Annotated in this window: 14 protein-coding genes and 1 rRNA gene; 11 read left to right on the forward strand and 4 right to left on the reverse strand. The window is 60.3% G+C overall.

What is annotated here, in order from left to right; translation table 11 throughout:
- The 7 genes from rrf to AACY19_RS08030 all read left to right on the forward strand — a co-directional run.
- Positions 1 to 81: ribosomal RNA gene (gene rrf, locus AACY19_RS27885) — 5S ribosomal RNA — on the forward strand; the annotation flags it as partial.
- Positions 82 to 235: 154 nt separating this feature from the next.
- Entirely contained in the window at positions 236 to 3,688 is a 3,453-nt protein-coding gene (gene recC / locus AACY19_RS08005; protein WP_339449636.1) for an exodeoxyribonuclease V subunit gamma, read from the forward strand.
- Entirely contained in the window at positions 3,685 to 7,374 is a 3,690-nt protein-coding gene (gene recB, locus AACY19_RS08010; protein ID WP_339449638.1) for an exodeoxyribonuclease V subunit beta, read from the forward strand. The genes recC and recB overlap by 4 nt, the downstream gene beginning before the upstream one ends.
- The gene (recD, locus tag AACY19_RS08015; RefSeq protein ID WP_339449640.1) at positions 7,371 to 9,479 is read left to right on the forward strand and encodes an exodeoxyribonuclease V subunit alpha; all 2,109 of its coding nucleotides are present in this window, start codon (positions 7,371 to 7,373) and stop codon (positions 9,477 to 9,479) included. Before recB ends, recD begins: the two co-directional genes overlap by 4 nt.
- Positions 9,480 to 9,597: 118 nt before the next feature.
- Positions 9,598 to 10,173 (forward strand): YfiR family protein, encoded by a 576-nt coding sequence (locus AACY19_RS08020; RefSeq protein ID WP_339449642.1) that lies wholly within the window; start codon positions 9,598 to 9,600, stop codon positions 10,171 to 10,173.
- On the forward strand, positions 10,170 to 11,438 hold the full coding sequence (locus AACY19_RS08025) for a diguanylate cyclase domain-containing protein (protein ID WP_339449644.1): 1,269 nt from the start codon (positions 10,170 to 10,172) through the stop codon (positions 11,436 to 11,438). The genes AACY19_RS08020 and AACY19_RS08025 overlap by 4 nt, the downstream gene beginning before the upstream one ends.
- 46 nt (positions 11,439 to 11,484) lie before the next feature.
- Positions 11,485 to 11,937, forward strand: a complete 453-nt coding sequence (locus AACY19_RS08030) for an OmpA family protein (protein WP_339450044.1) — start codon at positions 11,485 to 11,487, stop codon at positions 11,935 to 11,937.
- Here AACY19_RS08030 and AACY19_RS08035 read toward each other — a convergent pair.
- On the reverse strand, positions 11,934 to 12,881 hold the full coding sequence (locus AACY19_RS08035; protein WP_339449646.1) for a LysR family transcriptional regulator: 948 nt from the start codon (positions 12,879 to 12,881) through the stop codon (positions 11,934 to 11,936). The genes AACY19_RS08030 and AACY19_RS08035 overlap by 4 nt on opposite strands.
- A 149-nt stretch (positions 12,882 to 13,030) precedes the next feature.
- Between AACY19_RS08035 and AACY19_RS08040 the strand changes: the two genes are divergently transcribed.
- The gene (locus tag AACY19_RS08040; RefSeq protein ID WP_339449648.1) at positions 13,031 to 14,557 is read left to right on the forward strand and encodes a CoA-acylating methylmalonate-semialdehyde dehydrogenase; all 1,527 of its coding nucleotides are present in this window, start codon (positions 13,031 to 13,033) and stop codon (positions 14,555 to 14,557) included.
- 9 nt (positions 14,558 to 14,566) lie between these two features.
- Positions 14,567 to 15,469 carry a 3-hydroxyisobutyrate dehydrogenase gene (gene mmsB, locus AACY19_RS08045; protein ID WP_339449650.1) on the forward strand — a complete coding sequence of 301 codons (903 nt, stop codon included), beginning with the start codon at positions 14,567 to 14,569 and terminating at the stop codon, positions 15,467 to 15,469.
- A gap of 160 nt (positions 15,470 to 15,629) precedes the next feature.
- Here the strand turns inward: mmsB and AACY19_RS08050 are convergent, their stop codons facing one another.
- On the reverse strand, positions 15,630 to 15,980 hold the full coding sequence (locus tag AACY19_RS08050; RefSeq protein WP_122589396.1) for a cupin domain-containing protein: 351 nt from the start codon (positions 15,978 to 15,980) through the stop codon (positions 15,630 to 15,632).
- Positions 15,981 to 16,020: 40 nt separating this feature from the next.
- The gene (locus AACY19_RS08055; protein WP_339449652.1) at positions 16,021 to 16,959 is read right to left on the reverse strand and encodes a LysR substrate-binding domain-containing protein; all 939 of its coding nucleotides are present in this window, start codon (positions 16,957 to 16,959) and stop codon (positions 16,021 to 16,023) included.
- Positions 16,960 to 17,189: 230 nt separating this feature from the next.
- Between AACY19_RS08055 and AACY19_RS08060 the strand changes: the two genes are divergently transcribed.
- Positions 17,190 to 17,954, forward strand: a complete 765-nt coding sequence (locus AACY19_RS08060) for a sulfite exporter TauE/SafE family protein (RefSeq protein ID WP_339449654.1) — start codon at positions 17,190 to 17,192, stop codon at positions 17,952 to 17,954.
- Here the strand turns inward: AACY19_RS08060 and AACY19_RS08065 are convergent.
- Positions 17,944 to 18,258 (reverse strand): putative quinol monooxygenase, encoded by a 315-nt coding sequence (locus tag AACY19_RS08065; RefSeq protein ID WP_339449656.1) that lies wholly within the window; start codon positions 18,256 to 18,258, stop codon positions 17,944 to 17,946. The two genes, AACY19_RS08060 and AACY19_RS08065, sit on opposite strands and share 11 nt — an antisense overlap.
- A gap of 183 nt (positions 18,259 to 18,441) precedes the next feature.
- Between AACY19_RS08065 and AACY19_RS08070 the strand changes: the two genes are divergently transcribed.
- Positions 18,442 to 19,032: an NAD(P)H-dependent oxidoreductase gene (locus AACY19_RS08070; protein ID WP_339449658.1), complete on the forward strand. Its 591-nt coding sequence runs from the start codon at positions 18,442 to 18,444 to the stop codon at positions 19,030 to 19,032.
- Positions 19,033 to 19,086: the final 54 nt, after the last annotated feature.

Raw genomic sequence — 19,086 nt, forward strand, 5'->3', positions numbered from 1 at the left:
CATCCCGAACTCAGCAGTGAAACGATGCATCGCCGATGGTAGTGTGGGGTTTCCCCATGTGAGAGTAGGTCATCGTCAAGATTAAATTCCGAAACCCCAATTGCGAAAGCAGTTGGGGTTTTGTTTTGCCCGCGGGAAAGTTCTTACAGCATTCGCGGACGCCGTCTGGCTGTCACAGCCTGCCGACAATGCTAAGGTTCTGCCTTGGCTTTTGTACTTTTCCAAGGAAACCTTTATGCCGGACGCCCAGTCCCTCAATGCTGCATTCATGGTGGTTCAGAGCAATAGCCTGGATGAACTGCGCAGCCTTGTGATCAGCATCATGCGGCGCTATCCATTGGCACCCTTGGAGAATGAAATAGCGCTGGTACAGAGCAACGGTATCGCCCAGTGGCTCAAGCTGGCCTTGGCTGAAGATCCTCAGGAAGACGACCTCGGAGGCTGCGGTATCGCTGCGGCAATCGATGTGCAATTACCTGGCAGTTTCATGTGGCAGCTCTATCGCATGGTCTTGGGACGCGATGAAATTCCAGCCAAATCCCTGCTTGATAAAGCCCCGCTGACCTGGCGCCTTATGCGTCTGTTACCCCAAGTCATCGACCTCCCACATTTTGAGCCGTTGCAGCGCTTTCTCACTCACGACACAGACTTGCGCAAGCGCTATCAACTCTCCGAGCGCTTGGCGGATCTGTTTGATCAATACCAGGTATATCGGGCGGACTGGCTTGAAGATTGGGCAGAAGGGCGACACCAACTGCGCAATGTCAGAGGCGAAGTAAAACCCCTCTCTCTCACCAGTTGCTGGCAAGCCGAATTGTGGCGTGCGCTGCTGGACGACGTAGGCGAACAAGGCATGGCACAAAGTCGTGCAGGTGTTCATCAGCGGTTTATCGAACGCATCAACACCCTTGATCAATCCCCAGCCGGGCTGCCTTCCCGAGTGATCGTTTTCGGGATTTCATCCTTGCCCGCCCAGGTGCTTGAAGCGCTCGCGGGTCTTGCCCGTTTCAGTCAGGTTTTGCTGTGCGTACACAATCCGTGTCGTCATCACTGGGCTGACATCGTCGCTGACAAGGATCTGCTGCGCCATCAATACAAACGCCAATCTCGCAAGAACGGCATGCCCGTAGTACTCGATCCCGATGCGCTGCACCAGCACGCCCACCCGCTCCTGGCGGCATGGGGTAAACAGGGGCGGGACTATATCAACCTGCTCGACAGCTACGATGAACCCACTAGCTATCGTGCAGCATTCCGCGACGGTCGAATCGACCTGTTCAGCGACACTCATCCAGAGAATCTGCTCAATCAACTGCAGGACGACATTCTGGAGTTGCGTCCACTCAAAGAGACGCGAGAGCACTGGCCGGCTGTAGATCTGGCAAAGGATCAATCGATCCGTTTTCACATTGCCCACAGTGCCCAGCGCGAAGTTGAGATTCTGCATGACCAGTTATTGGCGCGCTTCAGCGCCAATCCGGATCTACGCCCCCGCGATGTGATCGTCATGGTGCCGGATGTCGACAGCTATGCGCCGCATATCCGCGCAGTATTCGGTCAGTTTGATCGGCATGACCCGCGCTTCATTCCCTTCACATTGGCGGACCAAGGCCAACGCGGTCGCGACCCATTGCTGATCGCGGTCGAACACCTGCTCAAGCTGCCGGACAGCCGATTCCCGGTCAGTGAAATTCTTGACCTGCTCGACGTTCCAGCGCTGCGTGCCCGCTTCGGCGTGGAGGAGCGCGACCTGCCGACACTGCACCGCTGGATCGAAGGCGCTGGTGTGCGTTGGGGCATGAGTGCCGAGCAACGTGCCGGACTGGGGTTGCCGGATGAGATGGAACAGAACAGTTGGCATTTCGGCCTGCGCCGAATGCTGCTGGGTTACGCGGTCGGAAGCGCAAACGCTTGTGCCGGCATCGAACCCTACGATGAAATCGGCGGGCTCGACGCCGCATTGATCGGCCCCTTGGTGGCCCTGCTCGATGCTCTGGAACTCGCCCACCAGGAACTTATGCAACCGGCCCAGCCGAAAGAATGGGGACATCGTCTGCAAGCATTGATGCAGCTGTTCTTCAAGGCCAGCAATGAGCACGACGACTACTTGCTGACGCAACTTGAAGAGCTTCGTGAAACCTGGCTGGAGACTTGCGAAACCGTAGAGCTGATCGATGAGTTGCCACTGACGGTCGTTCGGGAAGCCTGGCTCGCCGGGTTGGATCAGGGCCGCCTGTCCCAACGTTTCCTCGCCGGAGCAGTCAACTTTTGTACTCTGATGCCCATGCGGGCGATCCCTTTCAAACTGGTCTGTCTGCTGGGGATGAACGATGGTGATTATCCGCGCGCCCAGCCACCGCTGGACTTCGACCTGATGGGTAGCGACTACCGCCCCGGCGACCGTTCCCGGCGTGAGGACGACCGGTATCTGTTGCTTGAAGCACTGCTGTCAGCGCGCAATCAGCTCTATATCAGTTGGGTCGGCCGGAGCATTCGCGACAACAGCGAGCGTCCCGCTTCGGTGCTGATTGGCCAGTTGCGCGATCACCTCGCCAGCGGCTGGCGATTGCTCGATGAGAGCCAGAATCTGCTGAACTCGATGACCGAGGAACATCCGTTGCAGCCGTTCAGCTCGCGCTATTTTCATGAAGGCGATCAGTTGTTCAGCTATGCCAGCGAATGGCAGGTATTGCACCAACAGCAGGTTGTGCAAAGCGCCGCTGAGTTACTCGCTCCCCATGTTCCTGAAGAACCCCTGAGTCTGGCGTTGCTCCAGGATTTTCTGCGCAACCCGGTTCGACACTTTTTTACCCAGCGACTCAAGGTTTATTTCGAAGCCGCCGACGCTCCGTTGGCCGATGAAGAACCTTTCGTGCTGGATGTCCTTCAGCGCTACGCCCTCAGTAGCAGTTTGCTCGAAGCCGCTCTCCGGCAGCCGGACAACATTGAACAGGCGCTTGAGGTGCAGGCTCGACGTTTGCAGAATAGCGGCCTGCTGCCAATGGCCGGGTTCGGGGAGTGTCTGCAACGTGAGTTGATCGAGCCGCTCCCGGACCTGGTGCAACGTTATCAACAGCTCTTGACGCTATGGCCAACACCGCTGACCAGTGCAATCCCGATCAATCTGGAACTGCAGGAGTTACGCGTCGAAGGGTGGCTCTCGGGTTTGCACCAGCGCGCCGATGGGGGCGTCTTGTCGGTCACCACCATTCCCAATAGCATCGGCTCGATCAAAAGCCGGAAATGGCATCGTCTGATCAAGCCTTGGGTCAACCATCTGGTGGCATGCGCAAGTGGAATTACGCTGACCACAGCATTGGTTGCCAGTGACGACACATTGCTGCTCGAACCCTTGAATCATGACCGCGCTATGCGTTTCCTCGATGACCTGCTTCTCGCCTGGCAGGCGGGCATGCGCCAGCCACTGCCCGTTGCAGTAAAAACCGCATTTGCCTGGTTGTCCCAGACTGACCCGCTCAAGGCCGAAGCCGCCGCTCGCAAAACCTATGACGGCGATGGGCAGACCAACGAAGGCGAGCGCCGTGAAAGCCCTGCACTGTCCCGGCAATATGGCGACTTCGATGCACTGCTCGCGGACGAGACTTTCAGTGGTTGGTGCGACGCCTTGTATCGCCCTCTGTTCGAAGCCCCATGGCGTTCGTTGACCACTGAAGGGGCGCGCTCATGACTTCGAAGACACCGCTCGCACTGGCATTCCCGCTGCGTGGCAGCCAGTTGATCGAGGCCAGTGCCGGCACCGGTAAAACCTTTACGATTTCCGCACTGTACCTGCGATTGATCCTCGGCCATGGCGGCGAATCAAGCGGATTTGCCCGTGAACTGTTGCCGCCACAAATCCTTGTGGTGACATTCACCGACGCAGCGACCAAAGAACTACGCGAGCGAATTCGCACACGACTGGCCGAAGCTGCGCGATTCTTTCGCGATGAAACGCCGGCCCCCGACAGTTTGATTGCCGAGCTGCGCGACCTGTTCACTCCTCAGCAGTGGCCTGGCTGCGCCAATCGCCTGGACATCGCCGCGCAATGGATGGACGAAGCGGCCGTTTCGACCATTCACAGTTGGTGCCAACGCATGCTGCGCGAGCACGCATTCGATAGCGGCAGTCTGTTTACCCAATCTCTGGAAACCGATCACAGTGAATTGCTCGGCGAAGTGCTGCGCGATTACTGGCGATTGTTTTGCTACCCGATGCAGGGCGATGCACTGAACTGGGTTCGCAACCATTGGGGTGGGCCTGCAGCGTTGCTGCCAAGGGTGCGGGGCCTGTTCGCCAGTGAGCGTGACAGCGATGAAGGCAAGACGCCGGCGGAGTTGATCGAGGCGTGTCTGCAAGAGCGCCGCACGGCGTTGATCGAACTGAAAATGCCGTGGCGGCAGTGGGCGGACGAGTTACTCGCCATCTGCCATGAAGGCGTTGCGAGTAAAGCGGTCGATGGCCGAAAAATGCAGGCGCGCTATTTCGAACCGTGGTTCGAAAAACTCAAAGCCTGGGCCGAAGACGAATCACTGGAACAACTGGATATCGGCACCGGTTTCACTCGACTGACCCCCGACGGAATGGCTGAAGCCTGGAAAGGTCAGGCCCCGAGCCACCCGGGGCTGGAGGCCATGTCGGGGCTCAAATCGAGTCTCGATGCGCTGCCGACCCCCGATGCTGCGGTGCTGCAACACGCCGCCAAATGGGTGGGTACCCGTTTTGAAGAGGAGAAGCGCCGTCGTGCCGAGATGGGTTTCGATGACATGCTGTTGCGCCTGGATGCCGCGCTGCAGTCCGAGGGCGGCGAACGTCTGGCAACGCTGATCCGCGAGCAATTTCCGGTTGCGCTGATCGATGAGTTCCAGGATACCGACCCGGTGCAGTACCGGATTTTCGAGAGCATCTACCGCATCGAGGACAACTGTCCGGACACCGGCCTGTTTCTGATCGGCGACCCCAAACAGGCGATCTACGCCTTTCGTGGTGCGGACATCTACACCTACTTGCGCGCTCGTCAGGCGACCACTGGCCGCCTGCACACGCTGGGTACCAACTTCCGTTCCAGTCACGGCATGGTCAAAGCGGTCAACCATGTATTCGAGCGTGCCGAGTCCCGCGAGCAAGGACGCGGCGCGTTTTTGTTCCGGGCGAGAAACGGTGATAACCCGGTGCCGTTCCAAGCGGTGGAATCCCAGGGACGCAAAGAACAATTGCTGATTGATGGCCAGGTTGCTGCGGCGCTGAACGTCTGGCAACTCTCCACCGATCAGCCACTGTCCGGGACGGTGTATCGCCTGCAGATGGCGGCCGCCTGCGCCAGTGAAATCACCCGATTGCTCAATGGCGGGCAAACCGATCAGGCGGGGTTTGTTCAGGAGGGCAAGGATTTCAGAGGCCTGCGGCCATCGGATATCGCAATTCTTGTCCGCGATGGCAAGGAAGCACAGGCTGTACGCGGTGAGTTGGCCGCTCGTGGCGTGCGCAGTGTCTATCTGTCGGACAAGGATTCGGTCTTCGCGTCTCAGGAAGCTCGCGACCTGCTGTCCTGGCTCAAGGCCTGCGCCGAGCCGGATGTCGAGCGTTCGCTCAAAGCCGCGCTGGCCTGCGTCACGCTGAATTTGCCTTTGGCCGAGCTGGAGCGTTTGAACCAGGATGAGCTGATCTGGGAAACCCGGGTCATGCAGTTCCGTGGCTATCGTGAGCTATGGCGCAAGCAGGGTGTGCTGCCGATGTTGCGACGTCTGCTGCATGACTTCCATCTGCCGCAAGCCTTGATGACGCGCAGTGATGGCGAGCGGGTGCTGACCAATTTGTTGCACCTCTGTGAATTGATGCAGCAGGCCGCCGCTGAACTCGATGGCGAACAAGCGCTGATTCGTCATTTGGCGGAGCTTCTGGCGTTGTCCGGGCAGGCCGGTGAAGAGCAGATTCTTCGCCTGGAAAGCGATGAGCAACTGGTCAAGGTCGTGACCATCCACAAGTCGAAAGGCCTTGAGTATCCGTTGGTATTCCTGCCCTTCATCTGCTCGGCAAAACCGGTGGACGGTAGTCGTCTTCCGCTGAACTACCACGATGCCTGTGGCAAGGCTCAAATCAGTCTGAAACCGACTCCCGAGTTGATTGCCCAAGCGGACGATGAGCGTCTGGCCGAGGATTTACGCCTTCTCTATGTCGCCCTGACCCGCGCGCAACACGCTTGCTGGTTGGGCGTTACCGATCTCAAACGCGGCAATAACAACAACTCGGTGCTGCACCTTTCTGCGCTCGGCTACTTGTTGGGCGGCGGTAGCTCGCTTGGCGAGTCCTCCGGGCTGAGCCGTTGGTTGCAAGATCTGCGACAGAATTGTCCGGCGATCGATGTCGGTGAGATGCCCGAGGCCACCACCGAACATTACCTGCCGCCGAAAAATGAGGCGGTACTCAGCGCCACGCTGCTGCCCAAGCGCAAGGCCAGTGAAAACTGGTGGATCGCCTCCTACAGTGCTTTGCGCATCAGCGATGTGTTGAGCGCAGGCAGTGATGAAGCGCCGGACAGCCCGCAAGCGCAGAAGCTGTTCGATGACGAACGACTCGACCCTGATGCGCCGCGAGAAAACATTGCCGGCGGTGCCGATATCCATCGCTTCCCGCGTGGACCCAACCCGGGAACCTTTCTCCACGGATTGCTGGAGTGGGCGGGTGATGATGGTTTTGCCGTTTCCCGCGAGCAACTTGAAGATGCGATTGGCCGACGCTGCAACCTGCGTGGCTGGGAGGGCTGGATCGTGACCCTTAGCGACTGGCTGCAGCATCTGCTGAAATCCCCCTTGCCGATTGGCAACGGGCAACCGCCGGTCATCCTTGAGCAACTGAAACAGTACCGTGTCGAAATGGAGTTCTGGTTCGCCAGTCATAAAGTCGATGTGCTCAAGCTCGATCAACTGGTGTGCCAATACACCCACAACGGGGTGGCGCGGGTGGCAGCCGAGCCGGTGCAACTCAACGGCATGTTCAAAGGCTTTATCGACCTGACCTTTGAGCACAATGGCCGTTATTACGTGGCGGACTACAAATCCAACTGGCTGGGCGTGGATGATCTGGCTTACACGGAACAAGCCATGGAGCAGTCGATCCTCGCGAGCCGCTACGACTTGCAATACGTGTTGTACCTGGTGGCCCTGCATCGTCAGCTCAAGGCGCGGTTACCGGGTTACGACTACGACCGGCATGTCGGCGGCGCGCTGTATCTGTTCCTGCGTGGCACCCGGGCCGACAGTCGCGGTGTGTACTTCGCCCGTCCGCCACGGGAATTGATCGAACGTCTGGACCGCCTGTTTCAGGGCAAGCCCGAGCCCAAGGCCGAACCCGCATGGGAACAGGGAGTCTTGCTGTGAACCGTACTTTCGCCGATCTGCTGCCGACTCCGTTGGCCGCCGACAGTCTGTCGCGGCTGTCACCCCTGACCCGTGCCGATGACCTGCTGCTGTTGCTGACCCGCTGGGTCGAGCGTGGCTGGCTACGTGCGCTGGACAAGGCATTCGTCGCGTTCCTTTACGAACTGCAACCGGATACTGACCCGCTGGTGTTGCTGGCTGCCGCGTTGACCAGTCATCAACTCGGCCACGGTCACGTCTGCCTGGATGTGTTCGAAACCCTCAAAGCCCCGGATTTCGCCCTGTCGCTTCCGCCCGAGGGCGATGTGCAGGGCGGAGTGCTGCTGTTACCCTCGCAACTGCTGGAGGCGCTCGACGGCGTTCATTGGTGTAAGGCACTGGCGTGCAGCGACCTGGTCGCCCTGGCTGCCGATAACCATGACTCCGCTCAGGAACGCCCGCTGGTGTTGTCCGGAAAGCGTTTGTATCTGCGGCGCTATTGGGCTTACGAGCGGCGCATCGACTCAGCTTTGCGCCAGCGACTCGCTCAGGTCGAAGTGGCACCGGATGATCTGCCGCAACGACTGAACGAACTGTTTGGATCGGCCAAGGCAGATGAGCTGATCGATTGGCAGAAACTCGCCTGTGCCCTGGCAACGCGCGGCGCGTTCAGCATCGTCACCGGAGGCCCTGGCACTGGTAAAACCACCACGGTGGTGCGGCTGTTGGCATTGCTTCAAGCCCCGGCAATAGAGGCGGGCCACCCGCTGCGAATTCGTTTGGCCGCACCCACCGGCAAGGCCGCTGCGCGTCTGACCGAGTCGATCAGCCAGCAGGTGCAATCGCTGAAAGTCGCCGAAGACGTGCGAGCCAAAATTCCTTGCGACGTCACCACCGTGCACCGCTTGCTCGGCAGTCGTCCTGGCACTCGGCATTTCCGCCACCATGCCGGCAATCGCTTGCCGCTGGATGTGCTGGTGGTCGACGAAGCATCAATGATCGACCTGGAAATGATGGCCAATCTGCTGGATGCCCTGCCGCCTCATGCACGTCTGGTGTTGCTGGGCGACAAGGATCAACTGGCCTCCGTGGAGGCCGGCGCGGTTCTGGGTGATTTGTGTCGCGACGCCGAACAGGGCTGGTATAGCGTGCGGACCCGGCACTGGCTGGAGTCTGTCAGCGGTGAATCGCTGCAGGACAGCGGCCTGCACGAGGACGTCGATGGCACCCACCCACTGGCGCAACAGGTGGTGATGCTGCGCCATTCACGGCGCTTCGGCGAAGGCAGCGGTATCGGGCAGCTCGCACGACGGGTCAATCAGCAGTTGCCGGAAGAGGCGCGGCAACTGTTGGCTGCCGGGCACTATGCTGACGTGTATTCGCTGCCGCTCAAGGGCGAGCACGATCACAAACTGGAACGACTGCTGCTCGATGGCCACGGCGACGACCCTCATGGCTATCGCCATTATCTGAACGTGTTGCGTGATCGGCGCCCACCGCCGGGAAGACCGCTTGAGCATCCGGACTGGATCGATTGGGCCCGCGAAGTCTTGCAGGCCTTTGATACCTTCCAGCTACTGTGTGCCGTGCGCAAGGGGCCGTGGGGCGTTGAGGGGCTGAACCAGCGCATCACGGCGGCGCTGCTCAAGGCACGCCTGATCGAGAACGACCAGCAATGGTACGAAGGTCGGCCCGTGCTGATGACCCGCAATGATTACGGTCTGGGCTTGATGAACGGCGACATCGGTATCGCCCTGAAACTGCCCGAGCGCGAAGGGCCTGAGGCCGGTAAACCGGTTTTGCGAGTGGCGTTCCCGCGCAACGACGGTCGGGGCGGTGTGCGCTTCGTCCTCCCGAGCCGCCTCAATGACGTCGAAACCGTTTACGCCATGACCGTGCACAAATCTCAGGGATCGGAGTTTGCCCACACCGCGTTGATCCTGCCGGATGCCTTGAATCCCGTGCTGACCAAGGAGTTGATCTACACCGGCATCACTCGGGCGAAACACTGGTTCACCCTGATCGAGCCCCGCGCGGGAGTGTTCGAGGAGGCGGTGCAACGCAAGGTCAAACGCTTGAGCGGCCTGATGCTGGAACTGGAGGAGGGCGCCGAGCCTGGGGAATGAAAAATTGATCTCCGGCGGCGATTGTTGACCAGTCAATCAGACCTCGCTGTATCGCTGGTGTTTCAGTGCTGTGCTATCGTTGCGGCATCATTTCGCTACGATCCAAGAGAATCCCCGCATGAAGGTGTCTGTCTGGGCGACAGAGCGCGCAATTGGCTGCAAGCACGCGTTGCTGGTGGGGCTGCTATGGTTATGGACGGGTGTGGCCATCGCGCAGCCGCAAGCGCCTGCGGGCATGGCCGAGCAACGGGCCAGATCGGTCACGCAGGTGGTTCTTGGCATTCTCAGCTATGCCCGCTGGCCGGTGGAGCCCGCGCAATTGCGCCTGTGCATCGTCGGCCCCACCGAATACACCGATAACCTGGTCAAAGGCACCACGCAGGCGACCGGGCGACCGGTCATTGTGCAGCGTCTATTGGCTGACAACCCGGCCATCGTCAGTGAATGCGATGCGGTGTACATCGGCAAGCTCACCCCTGACGAACGCAGCCGTCTATTCGCCTCATTGATCGGCCATCCCGTGCTGAGCATCAGTGAAGGTGGCGATCAGTGCACCGTCGGCAGCCTGTTCTGTCTGCGCGTTGGAAACGATCAGGTGTCCTTCGAGGTTAATCTCGACTCGGTTGCCCGCAGTGGTGTGCGGATTCACCCAAGCGTCCTGCAATTGTCCCGTCGTAAACCGGCGGCGCCATGAAACTGTTCAAATCGCATACCCGCCCAACCCTGGGCTCGGTGCTTGGCCGGGGGCATCTGGCGGTCGCGCTGGTGGCGGTGGCGATGGCCAGTATCTCGCTGACCCTGCTCGGTGTTTTGGCGCTGCGTGTCTATGCCGACCACAACCTGCACCTGATCGCCCGTTCGATCAGCTACACCGTGGAAGCCGCCGTAGTGTTCAACGACAAGGCAGCCGCCACCGAAGCACTGGCGTTGATCGCCTCCACCGAAGAAGTGGCGGATGCCTTGGTACTGGATGCTCAGGGGCAGGTGGTTGCGCATTGGCAGCGGCCTGAAAACGGGTTGTTCTCCGAACTGGAAATGCAGGTGACCCGCGCGCTTCTGGAGCGCCCCATCAGTCTGCCCATCGAGCATCAGGATCGTGAAATCGGTCGCCTCCTGCTCACCGGTCATGGCGGGAGCCTGATGCGGTTTCTGCTGAGCGGTCTGGCCGGGATCATCCTCTGCACCGCCATCAGCGCCTGCGTGGCGATCTATCTGGCGCGCCGACAATTGCGCGAAATCATCGGTCCGCTGCGCAGCCTCGCCAGTGTGGCCCACGCCGCTCGCAGCGAGCGCGCGCTGGACCGGCGCGTGCCGCCGGCGCAGATCGCCGAACTGGATAATCTCGGCAACGACTTCAACGCGTTGCTCGACGAACTCGAGTCCTGGCAAAACCATCTGCAAAGCGAAAACGAAACCCTCGCTCACCAGGCCAGCCACGACAGCCTCACCGGTCTGCCGAATCGGGCCTTTTTCGAAGGCCGGCTGATTCGGGCGTTGCGCAACGGCGGCAAACTCAACGAGCGCGTTGCAGTGCTGTTTCTCGACAGTGACCGCTTCAAAGGCATCAATGACAACTTCGGCCACGCAGCCGGTGACGCGGTGCTGGTGGCCATCGCCAATCGCGTTCGCGCGCAACTGCGCGAGGAAGATCTGGTAGCCCGGCTCGGCGGGGACGAGTTTGCCGTCCTGCTCACACCGCTGCACAAAATCGAAGACGCCGAGCGCATTGCCGACAAGATCCTCACCAGCATGGATATGCCCATTGCACTGCCGGGCGACACCACCGTTGTGACCTCGCTCAGTATCGGCATTGCGGTTTTCCCCGATCATGGCGCCACCCCCGGTACGTTGCTCAACGCTGCCGACGCGGCGATGTACCAGGCCAAACGCTTGTCGCGCGGCGCTCAATTCACGGCTGGGTCGGAGCACCCGGTTGATTCCGTTAAAACCAGGAGCTAATTCCGTGTTCACACTCCCTGTTCGACTGTTTTCCGCTGTGCTGTTGATGGCCGCGCTGGCCCTGACCGGTTGCCAGAGCGCACCGCAAAAAGGCCTGACCCCGGCGCAAGTCGCGGTGCTCAAACAACAAGGCTTCGAGTTGACTGACGAGGGCTGGGAGTTTGGCCTGTCGGGCAAAGTGCTGTTTGGCAGCGACGTCGAAAGCCTCAACCCGAAAAGCACCGAGATCGTCGAGCGTATCGGTAAGGCACTGCTCGGTGTTGGCATCGAACGAGTGCGGGTCGATGGCCACACCGATGCGTCGGGCAAGGAAACCTACAACCAGCAACTCTCCCTGCGTCGCGCCAAAAGTGTCGCTCAAGTGCTCGGGACGGTGGGCATGAAGCAAGAAAACATCCAGCTTCAAGGCCTCGGCAGCAAAGAACCCGTGGCTTCCAACGACACGGCAGCGGGTCGCACCGAGAACCGCCGGGTATCAATAGTGGTCAGCGCCGACTAATCGGCGAACTGCATCGCACGAGTCTCCCCCATCAACAGCCCCTGATTGCGCTCGGTCACTTCACGGATGTAGTCCCACAACAGGGTAATCCGCTTCAACTTGCGCAGATCCTCCCGGCAGTACATCCAGAACTGCCGGGTGATGTTGATTTCTTCCGGCAGCACCGGCAGCAGGCGCGGGTCTTGCGCGGCGAGGAAACACGGCAGGATCGCCAGCGAGCGTCCTTGCTGGGCGGCGACAAACTGCGCGATCACACTGGTGCTGCGCAGATTTGCGCTGGCGCCGGGCAGCACGTTCGCCAGGTACAGCAGCTCCGAGCTGAACGCCAGGTCATCCACATAACTGATGAATTGATGCTTGCCCAGGTCTGCCGGATGGCGGATCGGCGGGTGTTGGTCGAGGTAGTCCTGGGTCGCGTAAAGCTGCAAGCGATAGTCGCAGAGTTTGCAGCACACATACGGACCGTGTTCTGGGCGTTCCAGGGCAATGACGATGTCGGCCTCGCGCTTGGACAGGCTGATGAAGTGCGGCAGCGGCAGGATGTCAACGGAGATCGCCGGGTAGGCGTCGACGAAATGGCTCAACTGCGGCGTGATGAAAAAACTGCCGAAGCCTTCCGTGCAACCCATGCGCACGTGCCCGGACAGCGCCACGCCTGAGCCCGAGACCTGCTCGCAGGCCATGTGCAAAGTGCTTTCGATCGATTCGGCGTAACCCAGCAAACGCTGGCCTTCGGTCGTCAGGACGAAGCCGCTGGTGCGCGACTTCTCGAACAGCAACGTCCCCAATGCCGCTTCCAGCGAACTGATCCGCCGCGACACCGTGGTGTAATCCACGGCCAGGCGTTTGGCAGCAGTGCTGGCCTTGCGGGTACGGGCGACTTCGAGGAAAAACTTGAGGTCGTCCCAGTTCAGCGAGCCTAGAGAGGTGATGTTTTTTTGCATGATGGACGGGCTTATATGTGCGTTCTTATTGGAAGTTTGCACATCTATACTCCAAAAACAGTCCGACAACCAATTCGTGACACACGCCTCATCGCAAGGCGAACCCTTCGCCTTGGCTCCTACGATAAAAACAAGTTCCGGAGACCAGCATGAACGCATCGCTTACGCCCAACGAAACCACGGTCCAGAAGGTCAAACTGCTGATCGACGGCGAATGGGTCGAGTCGCAGACCACCGAGTGGCACGACATCGTCAACCCGGCGACCCAGCAAGTGCTGGCCAAGGTTCCGTTCGCCACCGCCGCTGAGGTCGACGCCGCCGTCGGCGCCGCCCAGCGCGCCTTCCAGACCTGGAAACTGACCCCGATTGGTGCGCGCATGCGCATCATGCTCAAGCTGCAAGCCTTGATCCGCGAACACTCCAAACGCATCGCCGTGGTGCTCAGCGCGGAGCAGGGCAAGACCATTGCCGACGCCGAGGGTGACATTTTCCGTGGCCTGGAAGTGGTCGAGCACGCCTGCTCCATCGGCTCCCTGCAAATGGGCGAATTCGCCGAAAACGTCGCGGGTGGCGTTGATACTTACACCCTGCGCCAGCCGATCGGCGTGTGTGCGGGCATCACCCCGTTCAACTTTCCGGCGATGATTCCGCTGTGGATGTTCCCGATGGCCATCGCCTGCGGCAACACCTTCGTCCTCAAGCCTTCCGAGCAAGACCCTTTGTCGACCATGCTGCTGGTGGAGCTGGCGCTTGAGGCCGGTGTGCCGGCGGGCGTGTTGAACGTGGTTCATGGCGGCAAAGACGTGGTCGACGGTCTGTGCACCCACAAGGACATCAAAGCCGTGTCCTTCGTCGGTTCGACCGCCGTCGGCACCCACGTTTACGACCTGGCCGGCAAGCACGGCAAACGCGTGCAATCGATGATGGGCGCGAAGAACCACGCTGTGGTTCTTCCCGACGCCAACCGCGAGCAAGCGCTGAATGCACTGGTCGGCGCCGGTTTCGGTGCGGCCGGGCAACGCTGCATGGCCACCTCTGTGGTGGTGCTGGTTGGCGCGGCGAAACAATGGCTGCCGGATCTGAAAGCACTGGCACAGAAACTCACCGTCAACGCAGGCAACGAGCCGGGCACGGACGTTGGCCCGGTGATTTCGAAGAAAGCCAAGGCGCGTATTCTCGACCTGATCGAAAGCGGCATCAGGGAAGGCGCCAAGCTTGAGCTGGACGGTCGCGACATCAAGGTGCCGGGCTACGAGCAAGGCAACTTCGTCGGCCCGACCCTGTTCTCGGGCGTGACCACCGACATGCAGATCTACACCCAGGAAATCTTCGGGCCGGTGCTGGTGGTGCTGGAAGTCGACACCCTCGATCAGGCCATCGCGCTGGTCAACGCCAACCCGTTCGGCAACGGCACGGGCTTGTTCACCCAGAGCGGTGCAGCGGCGCGTAAATTCCAGACGGAAATCGACGTCGGCCAGGTCGGCATCAACATCCCTATCCCGGTACCCGTGCCGTTCTTCAGCTTCACCGGCTCGCGCGGTTCGAAACTCGGTGACCTCGGCCCGTATGGCAAGCAAGTGGTGCAGTTCTACACGCAGACCAAAACGGTCACGGCGCGCTGGTTCGATGACGACAGCGTCAACGACGGCGTGAACACCACCATCAACCTGCGCTGAGGAATGGCCATGAAAATCGCATTTATCGGTCTGGGCAACATGGGCGCGCCAATGGCGCGCAACCTGATCAAGGCCGGCCACTCGCTGAACCTGGTCGACCTGAACAAAACCGTGCTGGCGGAACTGGAGCAACTGGGCGGCACCATTCGCGCTTGTGCGCGTGAGGCGGCTGAAGATGCTGAACTGGTGATCACCATGCTGCCCGCCGCTGTGCACGTGCGCAGCGTCTGGCTCGGTGAGGACGGCGTGCTGGCTGGCATTCGTAAAGGCGTGCCGGCGGTGGATTGCAGCACCATCGATCCGCAGACGGCCCGCGATGTGGCCGCGGCGGCGGCCAGGCAAGGTGTGACCATGGCCGATGCGCCAGTTTCCGGCGGCACCGGCGGTGCGACCGCCGGGACGCTGACCTTCATGGTTGGCGCCACCCCGGAACTGTTCGCCACCCTGCAACCGGTGCTGGCGCAGATGGGGCGTAACATCGTCCATTGCGGTGAAGTCGGCACCGGGCAGATCGCCAAGATCTGCAACAACCTGCTGTTGGCGATTTCGATGGTCGGTGTCAGTGAAGCGATGGCGCTGGGCGATGCGCTTGGGATTGATACGTCGGTGCTGGCCGGGATCATCAACAGCTCGACCGGGCGTTGCTGGAGTTCGGAAATGTACAACCCGTGGCCGGGCATCGTCGAAACGGCGCCGGCCTCGCGCGGTTATACCGGTGGTTTCGGTGCGGAACTGATGCTCAAGGATCTGGGCTTGGCGACGGAAGCCGCGCGGCAGGCGCACCAACCGGTGGTGCTCGGCGCCGTGGCGCAGCAGTTGTATCAGGCGATGAGCCAGCGTGGCGATGGCGCTAAAGACTTCTCGGCGATCATCAACAGCTATCGCAAGCCTGCGATAGAAGGACAGCGCTGAACGAACTGCGGGAGCTGATCTGCAAGCGATGGCTGGGGGTGAGGCAATTTTTCTGTGCCAGATCCACCGCAATCACTAGCGGGCTAGCTCTACAGGGCTTTGATTGAACCCGAGACATTTGCCGGGAAATCACGTCGGGTGGTTTCCCGGCTTTTTTGCATCAGGCAAACACGAAGTATTTGCGCACGGTCTCGACCACTTCCCACGTGCCTTTCATGCCCGGCTCAACCACGAAGATATCGCCGGCACGCAGGTGGATCGGCGCCATGCCGTCCGGGGTGATCACGCAGTAGCCCTCCTGGAAATGGCAATATTCCCACTTCACGTATTCAACGCGCCACTTGCCCGGCGTGCAGATCCACGTGCCCATGATTTTGCTGCCGTCTTCGCTGGTGTAGGCGTTGAGGTTGACGGTGTGCGGGTCGCCTTCGAGTTTTTCCCATTTACAGGCATCTAGGACCGGCAGCGGGTGGGTGTCGCGCAGAACGGTGATAGGGGCGGTCGCGGTCATGAGGACTCCGGGCAGTGGACTTGAGAAAGGAACTCGCACCCTATAGCGCCCGGTCGGTGCTCAGTTGTCTGGGGTCGACATCAAACTGCTCAGAAACGCGCGGACCCGTGAGCGTATGCAACAAGGCTTTGGCATAACCCGGCAGTGCGCCGAAATCCCTGGCGCACAGTTTCAGCGTGCGGCGCGCCCACGGTTCGTTGAGCGTTACGCTAATGAAACCGCGTGGCGCTGCGCGTTCGACGGCAGCCAGCGGTACGATGGCGAGCCCCGCGCCGCGGCCGACCATGCGCATCACGCCATCGAAGCCGTCTGCGCGGATTCGCACCTGCATGCGCGCGCCGCTGTGCAGGGCTTGTTCTTCAAGATAGATCGCCAGCGCGCTGTCGGCGCTGAGTCCGACAAAGTCGTGGCGCAACGCGTCGCTGAAACTGATGTCGACAGCGTCAGACAAAGGGTGATCGAGCGGCAGGATCAGCACCAGTGGATCATCGCGAAACGCTTGCGTCTGCAGGTCGGTGGTATCCACCGCGTCGGAAACAATGCCGAGGTCTGCCGCACCTTGGCGCAGGGCGTGGGTGATGCGTGCGCTAGGCAATTCCTGCAGGTCGATGTCGAGGTTGGGGTGACCTCGCAGGAAATCCGCCAGCACCTCCGGCAGGTATTCGGTAATCGCCGTAGTGTTGCACAGCAGTCGCACCTGACCTTTGACGCCTTGGGCGTAGTCGGCGAGATCCTGCTGCATGCGTTCGGCCTGTTGCAGGAGGATGCGGGCGTGGTGGGCGAGGGCTTTGCCGGCGGGTGTCGGCGTGACGCCCCGGCGACCGCGCTCGAGAAAATCAGTGCCCAGTGAAGCTTCCATCGCTCGGATTCTGGCACTGGCTGCAGCGAGGGATAAATGGCTGCGGGCGGCGCCGGCGGTGATGTTGCCGGTGTCGAGGATGTGCAGGTAGAGGCGCAGGTCGGTGAGGTCGAAGTGCATGGGGTGCCCCGGGTTTTGTGGTGGCTGGTCTAGCCTCTTCGCGCGCAAGCCCGCTCCCACAGGTTTCAGTGTTGATCTCAAAATGTTTGAACAACAAAAATTCCGTGGGAGCTGACTTGCCAGCGTTGGGGCCAGAAGCTCCAAAGAAAGTATTAGCCTCTTGTCCAGTGAGAGGCTGCCTCAGTATATGGCAGATTTTCAGCCAACCCCGGCTGGGGCACAGTAACGCCATGCACACACTCACCGACTTCTACCAACACCTCGGTCTGGCCCTGTCTTTGCTGGTCATCGCCACTTTCATCCTCGCCGGCCTGATCAAAGGCGTGATCGGTCTCGGCCTGCCCACCGTTGCCATGGGGTTGCTCGGTCTGGCTATGGCACCGTCGCAGGCTGCCGCTTTACTGATCATCCCTGCCACGTTGACCAATGTCTGGCAGCTGGCATTCGGTGGCTACCTTAAAGGACTGATCAAACGCCTCTGGCCCATGTTGTTGATGATCTTCCTGGGCACCGGCATCGGCACGCTGTGGATCGGCATGGCAGGCGGGCATTGGGTGGTGCGCGGGCTCGGCGCGGCATTGTTGCTGTATGCGTTCAGCGGATTATTGCTGCCGACGCTGAAGGTCAAACCCCGCCACGAAACCTGGCTCGGTCCGGTGTGCGGTTTGATCACCGGTGTCATCACCTCTGCTACGGGCGTCTTCGTGATTCCAGCGGTGCCTTATCTGCAAGCGCTGGGATTGAACCGTGATGAAGGGGTGCAGGCACTCGGTCTGTCCTTCACCGTTTCGACCCTGGCGCTGGCGGGCGGTCTGCTTTGGCGCGGTGCACTCGGCGGCGGTGAACTGAGTGCCTCACTGCTGGCGCTGGTCCCCGCCGTCCTTGGCATGCTGCTCGGCCAATGGCTGCGGCAGCGCATCAGCGCGGTACTGTTCAAGCGGGTGTTCTTCATCGGTCTGGGCGCGCTCGGCGCCCATTTGTTGATCAGCGCTTAGCCGAGGCTTCGCTGAGCATGTCGATGGCGCGGATATCGAAATCGCGCTCCAGGTAGTCCATGCGTCGTTCAAGGAATGCCTTCATGTGTGGCAGATTCGAATGCACGTCCAGGTGCGCCTGGCTCTCCCAGATCTCGTAGAAGATAAACAGCGACGGATCTTCCTTGTCGCGCAGCATGTGGTACTCGATGCAGCCCGGCTCCGCGCGGCTTGGCTCGACATAGGCACGAAACAGCGCCTCAAAGTCTTCGGCTTTTTCCGGGCGGGTCTTGGCGTGCAGGATGAAACCCTGGCGTTCACTCATCGCAACAACTCCTCAAATTCAGAAGGCTGCGGATGCTATTGCAATAATCGGCGTTCTATTCGTGCTTTTCAGTCAAATGTATTTTGCGTAATCACGGCTTATTCCGCGCGAGGCGGACCGTTAACCTGCCGCCATTCCATTTTCCTTCTCCATCCAGCCCCATGGCTGCGCCGAGGTTTTCTGATGAAAAAAGTATTGCTGCTCAATGGCGGTAAAAAATTCGCCCACTCTGACGGTCGCTACAACACCACCCTCCACGAAACCGCGCTGAGCGTGCTGGATCGCGGTGGCGTCGACGTCAAAACCACCTTCATCGATGAGGGCTACGACGTTGCTGAAGAAGTGGCCAAATTCCTCTGGGCTGACGTGATCATTTATCAGATGCCGGGCTGGTGGATGGGCGCGCCGTGGACAGTAAAAAAGTACGTCGACGAAGTCTTCACCGAGGGCCACGGCAGCCTCTACGCCAGTGATGGCCGCACGCGTTCCGATGCCTCGCAGAAGTACGGCAGCGGTGGTCTGATTCAGGGCAAGCAATACATGCTGTCGCTGACCTGGAACGCGCCGCAGCAAGCCTTCGATGATCCAACCGATTTCTTCGAAGCCAAAGGTGTCGACGCGGTGTACTTCCCGTTTCACAAGGCCAACGAGTTTTTGGGAATGACCGGGTTGCCGACGTTCCTCTGTGTCGACGTGATGAAGCGTCCGAACATCGAGGGTGATGTGGCGCGTTATGAGCAGCATCTGACTGAGGTGTTTGGCCTCAAGGGCTGATGCTCGGCTACTATCGAAGGCCTGAGCCTGTGGCGCAGGCCAATCGATTTGAGG

Source organism: Pseudomonas sp. EA_5y_Pfl2_R50 (genome assembly GCF_963970475.1).
In the GTDB taxonomy this organism is placed as follows: domain Bacteria; phylum Pseudomonadota; class Gammaproteobacteria; order Pseudomonadales; family Pseudomonadaceae; genus Aquipseudomonas.

What these genes read in the sequence shown, in the direction of transcription:
- recC (WP_339449636.1), top strand. Translation starts at nt 236, where the DNA reads ATGCCGGACGCCCAGTCCCTCAATGCTGCATTCATGGTGGTTCAGAGC.
- recB (WP_339449638.1), top strand. Translation starts at nt 3,685, where the DNA reads ATGACTTCGAAGACACCGCTCGCACTGGCATTCCCGCTGCGTGGCAGC.
- AACY19_RS08020 (WP_339449642.1), top strand. Translation starts at nt 9,598, where the DNA reads ATGAAGGTGTCTGTCTGGGCGACAGAGCGCGCAATTGGCTGCAAGCAC.
- AACY19_RS08025 (WP_339449644.1), top strand. Translation starts at nt 10,170, where the DNA reads ATGAAACTGTTCAAATCGCATACCCGCCCAACCCTGGGCTCGGTGCTT.
- AACY19_RS08030 (WP_339450044.1), top strand. Translation starts at nt 11,485, where the DNA reads ATGGCCGCGCTGGCCCTGACCGGTTGCCAGAGCGCACCGCAAAAAGGC.
- AACY19_RS08035 (WP_339449646.1), bottom strand. Translation starts at nt 12,881, where the DNA reads ATGCAAAAAAACATCACCTCTCTAGGCTCGCTGAACTGGGACGACCTC.
- AACY19_RS08040 (WP_339449648.1), top strand. Translation starts at nt 13,031, where the DNA reads ATGAACGCATCGCTTACGCCCAACGAAACCACGGTCCAGAAGGTCAAA.
- mmsB (WP_339449650.1), top strand. Translation starts at nt 14,567, where the DNA reads ATGAAAATCGCATTTATCGGTCTGGGCAACATGGGCGCGCCAATGGCG.
- AACY19_RS08050 (WP_122589396.1), bottom strand. Translation starts at nt 15,980, where the DNA reads ATGACCGCGACCGCCCCTATCACCGTTCTGCGCGACACCCACCCGCTG.
- AACY19_RS08055 (WP_339449652.1), bottom strand. Translation starts at nt 16,959, where the DNA reads ATGCACTTCGACCTCACCGACCTGCGCCTCTACCTGCACATCCTCGAC.
- AACY19_RS08060 (WP_339449654.1), top strand. Translation starts at nt 17,190, where the DNA reads ATGCACACACTCACCGACTTCTACCAACACCTCGGTCTGGCCCTGTCT.
- AACY19_RS08065 (WP_339449656.1), bottom strand. Translation starts at nt 18,258, where the DNA reads ATGAGTGAACGCCAGGGTTTCATCCTGCACGCCAAGACCCGCCCGGAA.
- AACY19_RS08070 (WP_339449658.1), top strand. Translation starts at nt 18,442, where the DNA reads ATGAAAAAAGTATTGCTGCTCAATGGCGGTAAAAAATTCGCCCACTCT.